Here is a 15,175-nt window from a genome sequence, read left to right on the forward strand (position 1 = left end):
CTTGGTGAGTCTCTCCTGCGCTCCCCTTGGCGGGTGAGGCGGGGCGCAATCTACATATTTCCCGACCCCATGCAAGACCTTTCGACACTTTTTTGTCACTTTTTTATACCCCGTTTCTACAAGTCCTACATACATCAACAATTCCCCATTTTTCGGAACCACCATTTTTTCCTCACCCACCCAGATCCATTCTAGCTTCTTTGCTCGCAGAATTAGTTTTGCCGCTTGAATTCACTCTGTTAGGATACCCTCATGGTCGACTTAAAATCCATTTTTAAGGAATGGCTTGGGCATTTCACCCATGCTGGTTATAAATGGTGGAAGAGCAACCACGCAAATGAGGCTGCGGCATTAGCCTTCTATTCCCTCTTTTCCTTTATCCCCATTTTACTCATTGGTCTCTTCGTAGCCTCGATGCTGGTGGGTAAGGACACTGCCACCAGCAGCCTCCTTGAACAAACCAACCAAGTCACCGGCTTCAGCGCAGGTGATTATCTTACACAGACACTCAATCGAGACCTCCAGTGGGTCGACAATAAATACTCCCCACTAGTCGGAGCCCTCGTGCTTGCGTTCTCAGCAACCAAAGTCATCAACGAATTGCGCAGAGCCCTAAGCAATATATTTGGGAATCCGAAATATAAGAAGAAATCGCATGCGGCTCTCTCCATTCTGCTGGGCCGAGTCATATCCTTCATCATCATTATTGCCCTAGGCTTTGTGATTGCTAGCTCAGTAATTAGCGAGAGCATCATCAATGCCATTCACAATCAGTTAGAAGATGATGACTCCATTATCTTAGCGAAGCTCATCAGCTATCTGTCCCCTCTCGCGACCTTCATTTCAGTCACCTTTCTGGCCACAGTCATCATGCGCTGGCTCCCCAAGCGCCCCCCAAAACTTAAAGAAGCCATCTACGGTGCAGTCGTCTGCTCCTTGCTAATCATTGGCCTGAAATACGGCCTAATGATCTTTCTTAGACACGCGAACATCACCAACATGTTCGGTGGGGCGCTCACCCTCGTCCTGATTTTACTTTGGATCTACTTTGCCATGCAAGCCGTCCTGTATAGCGCGGAATTCAGCGCCAACCTTGCACGCGAAAGAAGACAACTAGAGAAGAAGTCCAAAAAAGCAAAAGCTACTGAGGAACTAGAAAGCGAGTGCACAACCCCTCTCCCCGAGTAATCGCTTCGAGACGTTCTGGGCTTTTACCGTGGGCTATCACAGTTTCGATTCCCCCATCGAGCGCCACCTGCACAGCCTTAAGCTTGGAGGCCATCCCCCCAATGGAAAACTTACCTTTGTCTGCTCTAATAAAACCGAGTACATCTTCCACCTTTTCTACCAAGGGAATCACTTCAGTAGATTCTGGTGCAAGTAAACCATCAATATTTGAAAGCAAAATTAACTGAGAAGCTCCAATCACGCCTGCCACACGTGCAGATAGCATATCGTTATCTCCCATGCTCAATTCCTCCACAGCTACCGAGTCGTTCTCGTTGATGATCGGCACGATCTTAGCACATTGTGAGAGTCGACTTAGGGTATCCTCCATCCGCCTCAAGCGCGCAGAGTCACGAAAGTCATCCGCCGTGAGTAATAATTGCGCCACACTCAAATCAAAGTTTGAGAACAAGTTTTCATAAGCGTGCATCAAACGCGTCTGCCCCACTGCCGCACACGCCTGGCGTGTGGGCACATCCGATGGGTATTCATGCAGCCCTAACTGGGAAACCCCCGCTCCCACGGCACCACTAGAAACCAAGACGCAAGGCTGGCCAGAATGCACAAGATCAGCAACGGCCGTGACCAACTTTGTAAGAGCTGCACGGTCGAGTAGTCCATCACTTTCACGTGTGAGCACCCCTGTACCAATCTTAATAACTACTGGCTTCATATAGTTTCAAGTGAAGTTGCTGCTGCATCAACAATGGCAGTGCTGACTGCTGGGAAAATCTGTTTCTTACGGCTAACCACCCCCTCAGCATCTAGGACATTGTCACTACAGCGATCAAATGGAAGCGCTTCAATGATACGAGTATCACCTACTGCAACTATCTTACTATGATGCTTGGTAATGTCTGTCACTGCCAACAATGCGACATCGTACCCTTTGTTGGAAATGAGATTCTCCAAGCCGCTGATCATATCCTCAGCCCTCTCAGGAAAGCGCTCAAGATCCATCTCTTCAACTTGCGAAATGCTTATGAACTTGCCTGACTCCTTAAACTCTTTGCGGTCTGTACCAATCAGTTCATCCACTGACCCCTTGCGCAACAAGGAACCAGAAGCAAAAAAGTCGTGCGTGAATTGCTCAGCATCAACACCAGCTATATCACAGAGCCATTGCAACATATCCCTATCCAACTCCGTCGTCGTCGGTGATGTCAGATTCAAGGTGTCAGAAATTAATCCTGCACAAAGGCACATCGCCACTCCCCGAGAGAGTGGAACTTGCATATAGCGAAACTTTCTCGCCACCAAGGTCGAAGATGAGCCCACAGGCTCATTCAAGAAACGAATTGGCTCACGCGACATGATGTCCCCACCTAACCTGTGGTGGTCAATCACCTCCGTTACATTCGCTTCCTCTACCCCACGAACTGCTTGAGAGTATTCGTTGTGGTCAACAAGAACCAGACGTGTCCGAGCGGGATCAACCAAGGCTGACTTGCGGAACACCCCAACAAGCTTCCTCGTACCAGAGACCACTACCGGAAACAAATCTTGTCGCGCCGCTGAGAGACGCTTCTTTATATCAGAAACCGCCTCATCGGCATCCACACAGAGAAAGTCATGCCCAAGCGCACTCTTCACGGCACGCGAACAACGTACTAGCTGAACTGTCGTTGCTGTGTCAAAGCGACAAGTAATAATGGCAACACCATTCTCTTTAGCCATCTCACTGACGTGCTCGCTCACAGCAAAACCTCCAGTCACAATCACCAAGCGCACACCAATCGCTACCGCAGCCTTTTGAATGTCCTCGCGGTCACCACAGATCACAATCTGCTTGTGGCTTAATCCTTCTTTCAGCGTAGAATCGATACTTGAAATAGTACTATCCTTACTTGAGGCCCCCACAAACATGATGAGATCTTCTTCTTCATCAGTCAGATCTCCCCCCACAGAGTGCCCAAACAAGGTTGATTTAATATTTTTGAGCGATGCTTGCACGCTCTTCACACTATTCGTCGCATCAATCTCTACCGGCATCAAAAGCTGCATTAAGTCGGTGAACTTCAAAATGCCCTTAATCTCACCTAAGTCATTCACGACTGGAATCGACTTCACCTCACACTTCTGCATCGCCCGATACACCGAGTAGAACGTATCCCCCTCAGAAACAGAAACAAATTGCTGATCACAAATGAGCTTCGCGGTAGTACGCACGTCGGTCACAAGATCAGGAGTAGGCACGCCAGCCTGCTCCAGCACCCATGCTACACGTGATGGCACATCTCCACAACGGATAGGCACAGCATCGACGCTCTCAGCACGTCGCAAATATTCAGCCTGACCAATGGCTGCACAAATCGCATCCGTATCCGGATTGAGGTGACCAACTACATAAGTGGGGTTCTGGCTTGTCAGAGTCATCGTCGCGTTCGTAATAGGCAGACAAGAACATCACAATTTTCCAGCAATGCAATAGCGAGTTACTACATCTTCCATTGCTGCATGTAGACCCCACCTCGCCAAAATGAGCTTTCCTCATACAAAGTAAGTCCATTACGAAGGAAATAGGCATCAGCACGAGCGACAAAAACCTTGTCGACTCTGGCTGTCCAACCAAAGAACACCTGCATCCATCGCACCACCCACCGCACCTTCCAATGCGCTGTCTCATCAAAATCAGCCACAAACACACTTCCACCTTCTCCTACTAGCTCAGAGATTTTCGCAACCACCCCCGCCAACTCTCCCCCCTCGTAGTGATCCAACACAAAATGCAGAACCACTGCCGCATACCCTCTACTCTCTACCAGCTCAGACACATCACCACAATGCCAGCGCACCCGTGCATCCTCCCCCACACGTGCGCGAGCCTCTCGCATCATCCCCTCACTCAAGTCCAGATAATCGACCCGAAAATACTTATCGCACTCCAACAACTTCTCGAGGAAGCGGCCGTCTCCTTCACCTACAAGTAAAACTCTATTCTCCTCCCCAGCTTCTAACTGCGTCTCCAACAGCCCTAAACACCACAAGCGTGCACGCATGAGAAGCGAACCAAAGATTAGACGCTCCAGCCAAGCATACACCCGTGCGACCGCTGAATAATCTAACTCAGCCACACGACTAAAGGCACTGGAAGAATCAAGGCCAAGTCTGCCATCACACGCAGCGCCGCCACGGAAAACCTCGAACGTTCACGGTTGATGACATGTAAGAGTCCAGCGGAAGCCATCACTGCATAACACAAGGGAGCACTATAATCATCGACGTAAAAAGCCACTGCCATCACAGCCCCCACCACTAATGCAAACAACCCCATCGATAATGCAAACTCGCTCTCTTGCTTCACTTCCGGATCATCAGACCTGCGAGAACGCTCCCATAAATCGATCGCATTGATATTCATCACACACAGCAGCCCGAACAACAGCACATGAACTGACAACAAAACCATCTTCAAGGTCATCAACACCATCCCCACAAAGCGCATCAATGATTCAAAAAAAGCCTGAACCACAAGCAATCCACTCGCCCCACGAAATGGCTCGAAAACATCAGATAAAACCAATGGCAAAGGCTCAGAGGCCACCACTATAGGGGCCGCCACACCAAAAGCAAAGGTCATGCCCGCCATCAGGTTCTTGCCATATGCCACATCGGAACGATCAAACAAAGAAACAAGAAAGTAGCATCCCACTAACACCAATCCTACTACCCCCACGGTAAGCAACACCCGTTGCATTTCAAAGAGGGCAAAATAGCCGCTGTAGACTACAATCAACAATACAGCACCAGACAGAACAAACCGTCCCTTCCAATGAAATTTGTGCCGCCACGGCATCTCCCCCTCGATTGGGTGAACCCCACGGCGAACATCACGAATGCGGTCCAATACATAAACGCACCAAACCGCAGCCGCTAACAAGATATAGGAGGAAGTCTCAACATATTGCACGCGCATCGCACGTGCAAGCATCCACATCCAAATGACTGCAACCAAGGGAGCATCTAAGCTCAGTAAGTTTGGGAGCAGCCATGCAGGAGGACGCTTATCCATTTATCGAACCTCCTGAAAATTCCACACTAGTGAGACTCGGCGTGCCCCGCTTTATCTTCATGCTTGTGGTCATGCCCGTGGTCACCGTGTGCATCGTGACCGTGGTCGTCGTCAGACTTATAGAGTTCCACCACTCCTTTGCCTTGATCGTCTTTCCATTCATGTTTTTCACATGAGGACAGTCCGGCGAAGAGAGCGAGAGCGCTAGCGCTATAAATAAAAAGTTTCATTACGGCGAGAACCCATAACCCACATCAGGAGGAAATCAAGACCACATTAATGAGAAATCCGCATATGCAATATTCTTAATCATCTTCTCGCTGCCTCAGGTTCAAAATTTTGGGACAAACATTCAACCCACATCGGAAGCTTGGCTTTTCCCTCAAAAGTGACACTAATCACAGTCCTCCCCTGACCTTTCTCATCAACAACAAGTTGAATTGCAGACCTATTTATGTCTGCCAAATGTGCATAGCTTAACTTAATCCTCTTTTTTCCACTCACCCATGTTTTGTGCGTATCAAAAATAACACCAGCAATGTTGCGCACGGAACCTTCACTGACTATTGTCATTATCGTTTTACGGTTACTCTGGTCTTGAAGCGTATACTGCCACTCCTTATTCGACATCACTTCAAGCGACACTAGCGTCTCTCCTTCTGGAAAGTTAAGCTGAACTCTCTCCTCCCCATTTACACAGGATGTTAGCAAACACAGGAAGAGTAAAATAAGTTTTCTGAGAGAGTTAGATTGCATGATCCACAGTTTCACGAAGCTGTTTTGTATCATATTTGGACTCCCTCGTTAGGTCAAACAATCAAAACCTAAACAAGCCCCCTCCTCTTCTTCCAACAAGAACAAAGGCTCCCGCAATCGCCACCCCTAAGAAAACCATAGCCCACACCCCCAATGCTGATGCGATTTCATGACCATTCCCCAGAGTACTCAACAAGGCATAAATCGCCTTCGTCACAGGATAATGCTCAGCCTGCTGAGCTAAAATAAGACTATCAGACACCTCTAGCATCGCAAATGCGAATGCCAATATCGCCCCAGCTATCAAACTCGAGCCAATCAATGGCAAACCAACACGCCAAAATGCGCGAGACGGCGACGCCCCCATAGACATTGCAGCTTCCTCAAGCTGCACATTGCTCTGCTGCAGACCAGAAACTGCTGCCCGCACCACAAATGGAAGACGACGCACCGCGTAGGCAATCACCAACAAAAATGCTGGATTGCCATTCTCCCCAATCAAAAAGGCAAAAGCCCCCCCATTTTCACTCATCGAGAGGTAGCCAAATGCCAAAACCAATCCAGGTACAGCTAACGGCAACATCATTAAAGCATCCAAAACCCCACGGCCCCACATCTTACTGCGCACCACCACCCAAGCAATAGCCACCCCTAATATCACATCCAGAAATGTCGCCCCAGAGGCGTACAATAAACTATTCTTGATGGACCCCAGTACCAACGGATGCCCCAAGCCCTCCCCGTAATGCGCCAATGTTAATGACTCTGGCAAAATCGTCCCGTACCAATCACTGGAGGTCGATAGAAAGAGCACTCCAAAGTGCGGAATCGTCGCCAACACAAACACCGCCACGAAAGTCAATGAAGCCATAGCTCCAGCCAAACCTCCTAACTTCCGCTCCTGAGCATTCCCCTTAGGCTTGCTCGCGTGCGCCAACTTATTGCGCCCCAAAATCACCTTCGAAAACGCGTATACACACACTGAGATCGTCAACATGATCGCAACCAAAGCGTACGGAATCGGGTTGGCATTGAGATCCTTCAAGCCATCAAATATCTGCACCGGGGCCACCCGTGTATAATCAAACACCAAGGGCACCCCCAATTCCGTGAATGACCAAATAAAGACAATCGCTGCCCCCGCAAAGATCCCAGGCATGCAGAGTGGTAATGTAATCTTCTTAAATCGCTTCCACGGTGATGCTCCTAAATTCTGGGCCGCTTGCTCCATCGCGGGGTCCAAATTTCCCAGCGCCGCCAGAATGTTCATATACAATATCGGATACAAATGCAGCGCATTCATCACCACCACTCCCCAAAATTTCCCTTCACCTAACCAATCAGTTGGCGCCGATGCAGCCATCAATCCTAGATCAATCAAAAACGCATTCAACGCCCCTTCGACTCCCAAAATGTGACGCACCCCTACCGCCCCAACAAAAGGCGGCAACACCAGTGGAGCCAACACCAGTAAAGACAACCACTTCTTCCCAGGAAATGCCCAACGGTAGGACATCAAAGCCAAAGGCAATGCCACAATAAAGGTCACAAAGGTACTCGCTACCCCCAATGCAAATGCATTCCATAAACCCTCTAAATAGATCGGGTTCGATAATACCGCCCATAAAAAATGAATCGTAAATGCCCCCTCCTCATCCACAAACGCTTGCTTCAGCACATCACACACTGGCCAAATAAAAAATAAGCCAAAAAATGCCGTCACTAACAAGGTGATCAATAATGCCTTACCTCTCTTCACTTGCCTTCCTCCTCTGCTAAACTTGCTGTCTCTTTATAGTTTCTTCGGAACACCCCAGTCATGCGCTTGGCTATTTCTGCCGATTCTAACTTGTCTCCAGATTTCAGCTGAGCGCGTATCTCACCCATTGCTTTGATGTATGAAACATAAGAGACATCGTGAAAGTGGTCCAACGTGTGCTCAGGCATGTCATTCTCAATCAATGCTGCCCATGCCGCCTGTAATTCCTTGTGCGCATCGATGCACATACTCTTGATCACATACCGCAGCGCCCCAAAAACTGGCCCCGTAATCTCAGGCTGATAGATAAACAATGGTGGCTTCTCAAATGGTAAAACCTCCGGGTCCGTAAAGTGCGCCAAATTCTTTGGACTGTAAACAGCCGGACGTATCGGCATCCGCCGCAACGCCCGTCGCTTAGGCCCGCCCGGAGCTCCAACCTGCGTATTCCACAACAATTGACCAGAATCACTCAGCAAAAATTCCACAAACCCTTGAGCCAATTCCTCATTCGGCGCCCCCCTAAAAATGGCCACCGGATCCACACTCAAAGAAGTCCCCCCCTCAGGAGCTACCCATTGTAGCCTCGAACTCCCATCCGCCTTCTTCAACTTCTCGTTGTACGCACGCCCATAAAAATCAATGCACATCCCAGCCGAAGCATCCCCCTGAGCCACGTCGTGTGGAATCTTAGTGGCTGCATCCGTGAAATAGCGCGCATTCGCCGAGATCTTCTGAATCAAATTTAACCCGTCCGCCCAACCATAACGAATCGCCCGCTGGCGTCGCATTGCTTCAGTCTCACCAGGTTCACGCCGCGTCTGCGCAATCGCTTGATGAATCTTCTGCTGAACTAACATCTCGAAAGCCCGCGCTACAGACCCACTCTTGGAGGGGTCCGCTAATGCAAGCGTCCCAAAGTATCTTGGATCCCCCAAATCATCCCATGTCTCCGGCGCCTCAATCCCCAAACGCTCTAAAACATCCACATTGTAGCAAATGCCAAACTGAGACAAACACACTCCCACCCACAACTTCTCTGCACTGTAGTATTTCTCACCCGTGTAGACTTGAGGAATCCCCCCCTCACCTTTAAACCAATCAGGGTGTTGCTTAAACACCTCCAAGGGCATGAAGCGCCCCTTCTTCGCCTGTTGCTCAAAGACGTAATCGCCCCCCCCAAAAAAGACATCCACCCCCACACCTTCACTATCTCCCGCCCGCGCAAATTTACTGTCTAACACCATACGGATCTCCGACGTCCCACCTGGTGTCCGCCAGTCGACATAGACCTTCTTGCCCGTCTTCTTCTCCCAATACGCACTAAATGCCTGAGCAAACTCACTGCGAATCGTCTCATTGTGCGGAGTGATTACCACCAATGACTCCTCTGCTTCAGAGCGACTCACTGCCTCAGGCCTCTGCAACAACAGTGGAGCCACCGCCACGATCACTATCGTAGCCACCACCCCTATGCGCTTGTTCCAGAACTTCTTCATCGTCTCCTTAGGGCTTCAACATTACCACATCCTGCTGCCTCGCCGTCAAAGCCACTCGCTCCTGAGGCTCACGTAAATGCCTCGGGTTCAGCTCTGAAACCTGAATGTAGACCCCCTCGTCACTCTGAACCAAATATTGAATCGTCGCCCCCTGATACACACGCTCAATCACTTGACCAAAAACCTGGTTGATCACGTCACCAGAATCATCAAATCGTAACGCCTCCGGCCGAACACTCACCACAACCGAATCCCCCACATCAGGCTTCCAGCCCGGTTCCGTCACATATCCTTGAAAAATCTCACCAGCAGCAGAAATCACTCGCACACTGTACCCCCGGTGGTCGTCGTGAACAATCCAGTCGACTTTGCCTGCCAAGAAATTTGTCTCCCCCATAAATTGAGCCACGTGCTTACTCCGGGGCGTCCGATAAACCTCCTCAGGTGTCCCCACCTGCGCAATGTGCCCATCGCGCATCACCGCAATCTTATCCGCTACAGATAATGCCTCCTCCTGATCGTGCGTTACATACACCGCTGTTAAACCAAATTCCTTCACAATCCGACGAATCTCCGTGCGCATCTCTAAGCGCAATTGCGCATCCAAATTCGACAAGGGCTCATCTAACAATAGACACTTTGGCCTAACAACTAATGCTCGTGCCAACGCAACACGCTGTTGCTGACCGCCAGATAATTGATCCACCCTTCTATCTTCATACCCCTCCAAATGCACCCCTTTGAGCGCCTCAAGTGTCCTATCGACTAGCTCATCCCCCTGCACCCCACGCTCCTCTAAACCAAACGCAACATTATCCCCCACTGACATGTGCGGCCATAACGCATATGACTGAAACACCATCGCAGCCTCACGCTTATGCGTCGGCACCTCAGTAACATCCCTCTCACCAAATAAAATACGCCCCTCATCAGGCTCCTCTAAGCCTGCTATGGTTCGCAACAAAGTCGTTTTCCCACAACCACTTGAACCTAACAAAAAGAATAACTCTCCAGCACCGACGTGGAGGTTCACATTTTCAAGTGCCACGACATCCTTGCCGTAACCCTTCTTCACACCATCTATTTGAATCGCATCCATCGCTTCGCCCGTATAGTTCCTCATGCACGGGGGAATGCAAGAATAGAGATCTCTAATCTATTGCCATCGGCTGTAGCGGATACGTTTCCACCTGCTCTAACTTTATTCCGTATACTTTCGCAATCTCAGGCGCATCCGACTTCTTGTAGATGTCACGGTAGTAAATCTCCTTCACCCCATATGCACATAATGTCTGCATACAAGCAGTGCAGGGCATCGTCGTTGTCGCTATCACCTTCGCCTCCCCACGCTTGAATAAACTACATAAGTTTACCTCTGCATGTAGCATGAATTTCTGCCGGCCTTCTCTATCATCCCAAAACCCCACTGGCGCATCAAAACCCGGAGCCAGACCATTGTAAGCAGTCCCAATCACACGATTATCAAAATCTAAAGCCGCCGCCCCCACCTTGCGGTACGGATCCTCACTGCGTAAACTTGCCACATGTGCCAATGCCATCGCGTACTGGGGGATCGATAATCGTTCCGAACTCATGCCATGCACTTCAACACAACTCCCTCCTTAAGCTCAACACTTTTTCCCTCCAGCTCCACCCCAACCACAAGATATTCACGTTGGCTTCATCATCACTTCACACTATCCTGTCTATATCATCCCATGATTAAGCTCTCACGACGCCAAAGCCTCAAAGCCCTACTCGTTGCCGCACCCGCTGCAGCTGTCGCTAACGCCTTCTTGATAGAACCAAATCGCCTCAGCATTACTCGCAGAGAAATCACCCTCCCAAACCTCGACCCCAGCCTCGACGGTCTCACCATCGCTCAAATCACCGACCTCCACTTCAAACCAGGCACAGATGACGCTCTCATGCAAAAACTCGTCGCCACGGTTAATCAGGAAAATGTCGACATCATCGCTCTCACCGGTGACTACGTCACGGATGACCCCTCAGTCCTCCCTCCTCTCATAGAACACCTCAAACAACTCCAAGCCACTCACAGCATCACCGCTGTACTCGGAAACCACGACGGCTGGAGTAGCTCCCGCGCCTTCTACCGCAAACACTTCGAAGCCGCTAACATCAACCTCCTCATTAACCAAAATACCCAACTTCATATCAAAGGCTCCCCACTCTACCTCGCCGGCTCAGATTACGTCTGGTTTGGCACCCCTAACGCCTCAGAAACCCTTAAAAATATCCCCTCTAACGCCCCATTCGTCGCCCTCGTCCACGAACCAGATTATTTCGACAACATGCGCGCCGTCCGCAACATCGGCCTCCAACTCTCAGGACATACCCACGGCGGACAATGCCGCGTCCCCTTCCTCGGCTACGCCCCAGTCACTGTCGAATATGGAAAAAACTACATCTATGGTGACTATCAAGTCGATGCTTCACAACTCTTTGTCTCACGTGGCACCGGAACCTCTGGCTTACGCGTCCGCTTTGCCTGCCCACCCGAATTAGTCATTTTTACTTTGCGTTCCCCTGCATAAAGAATGCAATTCACGTCATCACCCCAAGCTAAGACACTGGTGACCAAAGAGACACACGGGAATGGCAAACCAGAGTGTTGACGTGGAGAAATTCTCCCCCATAATCCCCGCCCGCACTCAGTGCGGCTGAAATAAAAGCATCTCGCAACGAGCCGCTGACTTCAGACATTCATCACATAATACAATTATGGCCAATTACGCAATCAACGGTTTCGGACGCATCGGACGTAACGTCCTTCGCGCTCTCATCGAGAAAGGTGAACTTGAAAAAGTAGTCGCTATCAACGACCTCACTGACAACAAGACTCTCGCACACCTTCTCAAGTACGACTCATCCCAGGGCAAGCTCGACGCAGAAGTTTCCTACGACGATAAGCACCTCATCGTAAACGGTCACAAGATCGTAGCTCTCGCTCAACGCGAACCATCCGAACTTCCTTGGAAAGAACTCGCAGTAGACGTAGTTCTCGAATCCACAGGCTTCTTCGCTTCCCAAGCAGGTGGCCAGAAGCACATCGACGCTGGTGCTAAGAAAGTTCTCATCTCTGCTCCTGCTCCAGATCCAGATCTCATGATGTGCATTGGCATCAACGACGGTGACTACGATGCTTCTAAGCACCACATCGTTTCTAACGCTTCCTGCACCACTAACTGCCTCGCACCAATGGTGAAGGTTCTCCACGACGCATTCGGTCTCGAACAAGGCATGATGGCTACCATCCACTCCTACACGAACGATCAGCGCATCCTCGACCTTCCTCACAGTGACCTCCGCCGCTCACGCGCAGCTGCAGTTAACATCATCCCAACATCCACTGGCGCTGCGAAAGCCATCGGTAAAGTCATCCCTGAACTCGCAGGTAAGCTCAACGGTAACTCCTACCGCGTACCTACTCCTACTGGTTCTATCACTGACTTCGTCTGTACACTCTCTCGTGAAGTGACTCTCGAAGAAGTAAACGCAGCATTCAAAGCCGCTGCTGAAGGCCCAATGAAAGGTGTTCTCGCATACACTGACGAACCAATCGTTCTTCAGGACATCGTATCCGACCCACACAGCTCCATCTACGACTCCGGTTGTACAATGGTCGACGGCACAATGGTTAAACTCGCTTCTTGGTACGACAACGAGTGGGGTTACTCCAACCGCGCCGCTGAAGGCCTTGACCTCCTTGCTAAAGGTCTCTAATCCATCAGTAATGATGTGAATCATTTCCAACAGGGGAGGCTCTAACCAGTCTCCCCTGTTTTATTTACTTCACCACAAAACTAACCGACAACTTTCCAACCATGCCAAAACTTACTATCCGCGACATCGATGTGCAGGGCAAAGAAGTGCTCATGCGTGTAGACTTCAACGTACCACTTAACGACGAACTCCAAATCACTGACGAAACTCGCATCCTTGGCGCCCTCCCGTCTATCAAACACCTCCTCGATGGCGGTGCTAAACTCGTTCTTTGCTCCCACCTCGGCCGCCCAAAAGGGGAACCACAAGAAAAATTCTCACTGCGCCCAGTCGCTAAACGCCTCTCCGAGCACCTCGGTGCTCCCGTCGCTTTCGCTGACGACACTGTCGGTGAACACGCTGCCACCCTGCGCTCAACTCTCCAAGCTGGACACGCAATGGTGCTCGAAAATACACGCTTCGATAACCGCGAAACTGCTAACGACCCAGAATTCTCAAAAGCACTCGCCGGTAATGCTGAAATCTTCGTCAACGATGCCTTCGGTACCGCCCACCGTGCTCACGCCTCCACAGAAGGCGTCACACACTTCGTCAACACTTCCGTCTCAGGATTCCTCATCGAAAAGGAACTCGAGTTCCTCCAGGTGAAACTCGAAAACCCTGCAAAACCATTCGTCGCTATCATGGGGGGAGCGAAAGTCTCCGATAAAATCCAAGTGATCAAGTCCATGATGGATAAAGCCGACACCTTCATCATCGGCGGCGCTATGGCATACACTTTCCGCAAAGCACAAGGATACAAAATTGGTAAATCACTCGTAGAAGACGACTTCCTCGACCTCGCCAAAGAAATCCTCGCTGACGCAGAAGCGAAAGGTATCAAGTTCTACCTCCCTGCCGACACCCGCGTCACCCAAGACTTCAGCCCTACCGCCGAAACTAAAGTCACTGCTCCTTATGCTGACGGAGGTGCCATTGAAGATGACTGGGAAGGTATCGATATCGGTGACGTAGCCATCGAAGAATTCTCACAAGTCGTCGCCGGCGCCAAAACCATCCTCTGGAATGGGCCGATGGGCGTATTCGAAATGGATAACTTCGCCAAAGGCACTAAGGCTCTCACCGCAGCTGTTGCAGCCTCTGACGCTCTCAGCATCGTCGGTGGTGGTGACTCAGTCACCGCTGCTAACAAGTTTGGCAATCCAGCAGACTTCTCCTTCCTCTCCACTGGCGGTGGTGCCTCACTCGAACTCCTCGAGGGCAAAACCCTCCCAGGCGTTGCCGCACTCACAGACGCTTAACTCTTATCATTAACAACTAACAATTATATACCATGTCACGTAATCTTATCGTTGCAGCTAACTGGAAACTCAACAAAGGCCCAGCCGAAGCAGAAGCATTCCTCGATACCTTCATCCCGAAAGTAGATGCTTTCGCTGGCTCCGCAGACATCGTCATCGCCGCGCCTTTCGTTACCATCCCAGCACTCGCTGCCAAACTTGCCGGAAATAACCGCATCGCAGTCGCAGCTCAGAATTGCTCCGAACAAGAGTCTGGTGCTTTCACCGGTGAAATCAGCACTGCCATGCTCAAAGAAGTCGGCGCCCAGTACATCATCACTGGCCACTCAGAGCGCCGCTCAATCTACGGTGAGTCCGATGCTCTCATCAATGCGAAGAATAAAAAAATCCTCGCTGAAGGCCTTAAGCCAATCTTCTGCATCGGTGAAACACTCGAAGAACGCGAAGGCGGACAACTTGAGTCAGTCCTCCGCACCCAAATCACAGAAGGCCTTAAAGACATCGACTCTCTCGAAGATGTCGTCGTCGCCTACGAGCCAGTCTGGGCCATCGGTACAGGTGTCACAGCGACTGCGGAACAAGCTCAAGACACCCAAAAATTCGTTCGCTCAGTCATCGCCGAGCTCTACGACCAAGCCACTGCCGATGCTGTTCGCATCCAGTACGGTGGCTCCGTGAAGCCAGGCAACGCGGGTGAACTCCTCGGCCAGGAAGATATTGATGGTGCCCTCGTCGGAGGTGCCGCTCTCGAAGCCGATAGCTTCTTTGGCATCCTCGAAAATTCAGCTCAGTAAAAACCACAACGCTGAAAATATACATTTTAGGCCCTGCACTCCCAGTGCAGGGCCTTTTTTATGACAGCATTTTTCAACAT

Annotated in this window: 15 protein-coding genes; 5 read left to right on the forward strand and 10 right to left on the reverse strand. The window is 50.4% G+C overall.

Features of this window, described 5'->3' with window-relative positions:
- Positions 1 to 252: 252 nt before the first annotated feature.
- The gene (locus ACFSW8_RS10870; protein WP_377086085.1) at positions 253 to 1,188 is read left to right on the forward strand and encodes a YihY/virulence factor BrkB family protein; all 936 of its coding nucleotides are present in this window, start codon (positions 253 to 255) and stop codon (positions 1,186 to 1,188) included.
- Here the strand turns inward: ACFSW8_RS10870 and proB are convergent.
- The 10 genes from proB to ACFSW8_RS10920 form a co-directional block, all read right to left on the reverse strand.
- A complete protein-coding gene (gene proB / locus ACFSW8_RS10875; RefSeq protein WP_377086087.1) occupies positions 1,142 to 1,900 on the reverse strand; it encodes a glutamate 5-kinase in 759 nt (252 codons plus the stop codon). The genes ACFSW8_RS10870 and proB overlap by 47 nt on opposite strands.
- A complete protein-coding gene (locus tag ACFSW8_RS10880) occupies positions 1,897 to 3,603 on the reverse strand; it encodes a putative manganese-dependent inorganic diphosphatase (protein WP_377086089.1) in 1,707 nt (568 codons plus the stop codon). The genes proB and ACFSW8_RS10880 overlap by 4 nt, the downstream gene beginning before the upstream one ends.
- Positions 3,604 to 3,665: 62 nt before the next feature.
- Positions 3,666 to 4,301 (reverse strand): class I SAM-dependent methyltransferase, encoded by a 636-nt coding sequence (locus ACFSW8_RS10885; RefSeq protein ID WP_377086093.1) that lies wholly within the window; start codon positions 4,299 to 4,301, stop codon positions 3,666 to 3,668.
- A complete protein-coding gene (locus ACFSW8_RS10890; protein WP_377086095.1) occupies positions 4,289 to 5,239 on the reverse strand; it encodes a hypothetical protein in 951 nt (316 codons plus the stop codon). Before ACFSW8_RS10890 ends, ACFSW8_RS10885 begins: the two co-directional genes overlap by 13 nt.
- A 26-nt stretch (positions 5,240 to 5,265) precedes the next feature.
- Positions 5,266 to 5,469, reverse strand: coding sequence for a hypothetical protein (locus ACFSW8_RS10895; protein WP_377086096.1), 204 nt, complete (start codon positions 5,467 to 5,469; stop codon positions 5,266 to 5,268).
- Positions 5,470 to 5,548: 79 nt separating this feature from the next.
- A complete protein-coding gene (locus ACFSW8_RS10900) occupies positions 5,549 to 5,995 on the reverse strand; it encodes a hypothetical protein (protein WP_377178226.1) in 447 nt (148 codons plus the stop codon).
- Between the two features lie 61 nt (positions 5,996 to 6,056).
- A complete protein-coding gene (locus ACFSW8_RS10905) occupies positions 6,057 to 7,754 on the reverse strand; it encodes an ABC transporter permease (protein WP_377086100.1) in 1,698 nt (565 codons plus the stop codon).
- Positions 7,751 to 9,253 carry an ABC transporter substrate-binding protein gene (locus ACFSW8_RS10910; RefSeq protein ID WP_377086101.1) on the reverse strand — a complete coding sequence of 501 codons (1,503 nt, stop codon included), beginning with the start codon at positions 9,251 to 9,253 and terminating at the stop codon, positions 7,751 to 7,753. Before ACFSW8_RS10910 ends, ACFSW8_RS10905 begins: the two co-directional genes overlap by 4 nt.
- Positions 9,254 to 9,260: 7 nt before the next feature.
- On the reverse strand, positions 9,261 to 10,376 hold the full coding sequence (locus tag ACFSW8_RS10915) for an ABC transporter ATP-binding protein (RefSeq protein WP_377086103.1): 1,116 nt from the start codon (positions 10,374 to 10,376) through the stop codon (positions 9,261 to 9,263).
- 28 nt (positions 10,377 to 10,404) lie between these two features.
- Positions 10,405 to 10,848 carry a deoxycytidylate deaminase gene (locus ACFSW8_RS10920; protein ID WP_377086105.1) on the reverse strand — a complete coding sequence of 148 codons (444 nt, stop codon included), beginning with the start codon at positions 10,846 to 10,848 and terminating at the stop codon, positions 10,405 to 10,407.
- Positions 10,849 to 10,971: 123 nt separating this feature from the next.
- On the opposite strand from ACFSW8_RS10920, the gene ACFSW8_RS10925 reads away from it, so the two are divergent.
- From ACFSW8_RS10925 to tpiA, 4 genes are all read left to right on the forward strand, one after another.
- Complete coding sequence (locus ACFSW8_RS10925) at positions 10,972 to 11,811, forward strand: metallophosphoesterase (protein ID WP_377178228.1); 840 nt, start codon at positions 10,972 to 10,974, stop codon at positions 11,809 to 11,811.
- Between the two features lie 184 nt (positions 11,812 to 11,995).
- Complete coding sequence (gene gap / locus ACFSW8_RS10930; protein WP_377091359.1) at positions 11,996 to 13,000, forward strand: type I glyceraldehyde-3-phosphate dehydrogenase; 1,005 nt, start codon at positions 11,996 to 11,998, stop codon at positions 12,998 to 13,000.
- Positions 13,001 to 13,101: 101 nt separating this feature from the next.
- Complete coding sequence (locus tag ACFSW8_RS10935; RefSeq protein WP_377086111.1) at positions 13,102 to 14,301, forward strand: phosphoglycerate kinase; 1,200 nt, start codon at positions 13,102 to 13,104, stop codon at positions 14,299 to 14,301.
- 32 nt (positions 14,302 to 14,333) lie between these two features.
- A complete protein-coding gene (gene tpiA, locus ACFSW8_RS10940) occupies positions 14,334 to 15,095 on the forward strand; it encodes a triose-phosphate isomerase (RefSeq protein ID WP_377086113.1) in 762 nt (253 codons plus the stop codon).
- Positions 15,096 to 15,175: the final 80 nt, after the last annotated feature.

The organism is Rubritalea tangerina, from assembly GCF_042683245.1.
GTDB lineage: Bacteria > Verrucomicrobiota > Verrucomicrobiia > Verrucomicrobiales > Akkermansiaceae > Rubritalea > Rubritalea tangerina.

What these genes read in the sequence shown, in the direction of transcription:
- ACFSW8_RS10870 (WP_377086085.1), top strand. Translation starts at nt 253, where the DNA reads ATGGTCGACTTAAAATCCATTTTTAAGGAATGGCTTGGGCATTTCACC.
- proB (WP_377086087.1), bottom strand. Translation starts at nt 1,900, where the DNA reads ATGAAGCCAGTAGTTATTAAGATTGGTACAGGGGTGCTCACACGTGAA.
- ACFSW8_RS10880 (WP_377086089.1), bottom strand. Translation starts at nt 3,603, where the DNA reads ATGACTCTGACAAGCCAGAACCCCACTTATGTAGTTGGTCACCTCAAT.
- ACFSW8_RS10890 (WP_377086095.1), bottom strand. Translation starts at nt 5,239, where the DNA reads ATGGATAAGCGTCCTCCTGCATGGCTGCTCCCAAACTTACTGAGCTTA.
- ACFSW8_RS10895 (WP_377086096.1), bottom strand. Translation starts at nt 5,469, where the DNA reads ATGAAACTTTTTATTTATAGCGCTAGCGCTCTCGCTCTCTTCGCCGGA.
- ACFSW8_RS10900 (WP_377178226.1), bottom strand. Translation starts at nt 5,995, where the DNA reads ATGCAATCTAACTCTCTCAGAAAACTTATTTTACTCTTCCTGTGTTTG.
- ACFSW8_RS10910 (WP_377086101.1), bottom strand. Translation starts at nt 9,253, where the DNA reads ATGAAGAAGTTCTGGAACAAGCGCATAGGGGTGGTGGCTACGATAGTG.
- ACFSW8_RS10915 (WP_377086103.1), bottom strand. Translation starts at nt 10,376, where the DNA reads ATGAGGAACTATACGGGCGAAGCGATGGATGCGATTCAAATAGATGGT.
- ACFSW8_RS10920 (WP_377086105.1), bottom strand. Translation starts at nt 10,848, where the DNA reads ATGAGTTCGGAACGATTATCGATCCCCCAGTACGCGATGGCATTGGCA.
- ACFSW8_RS10925 (WP_377178228.1), top strand. Translation starts at nt 10,972, where the DNA reads ATGATTAAGCTCTCACGACGCCAAAGCCTCAAAGCCCTACTCGTTGCC.
- ACFSW8_RS10935 (WP_377086111.1), top strand. Translation starts at nt 13,102, where the DNA reads ATGCCAAAACTTACTATCCGCGACATCGATGTGCAGGGCAAAGAAGTG.
- tpiA (WP_377086113.1), top strand. Translation starts at nt 14,334, where the DNA reads ATGTCACGTAATCTTATCGTTGCAGCTAACTGGAAACTCAACAAAGGC.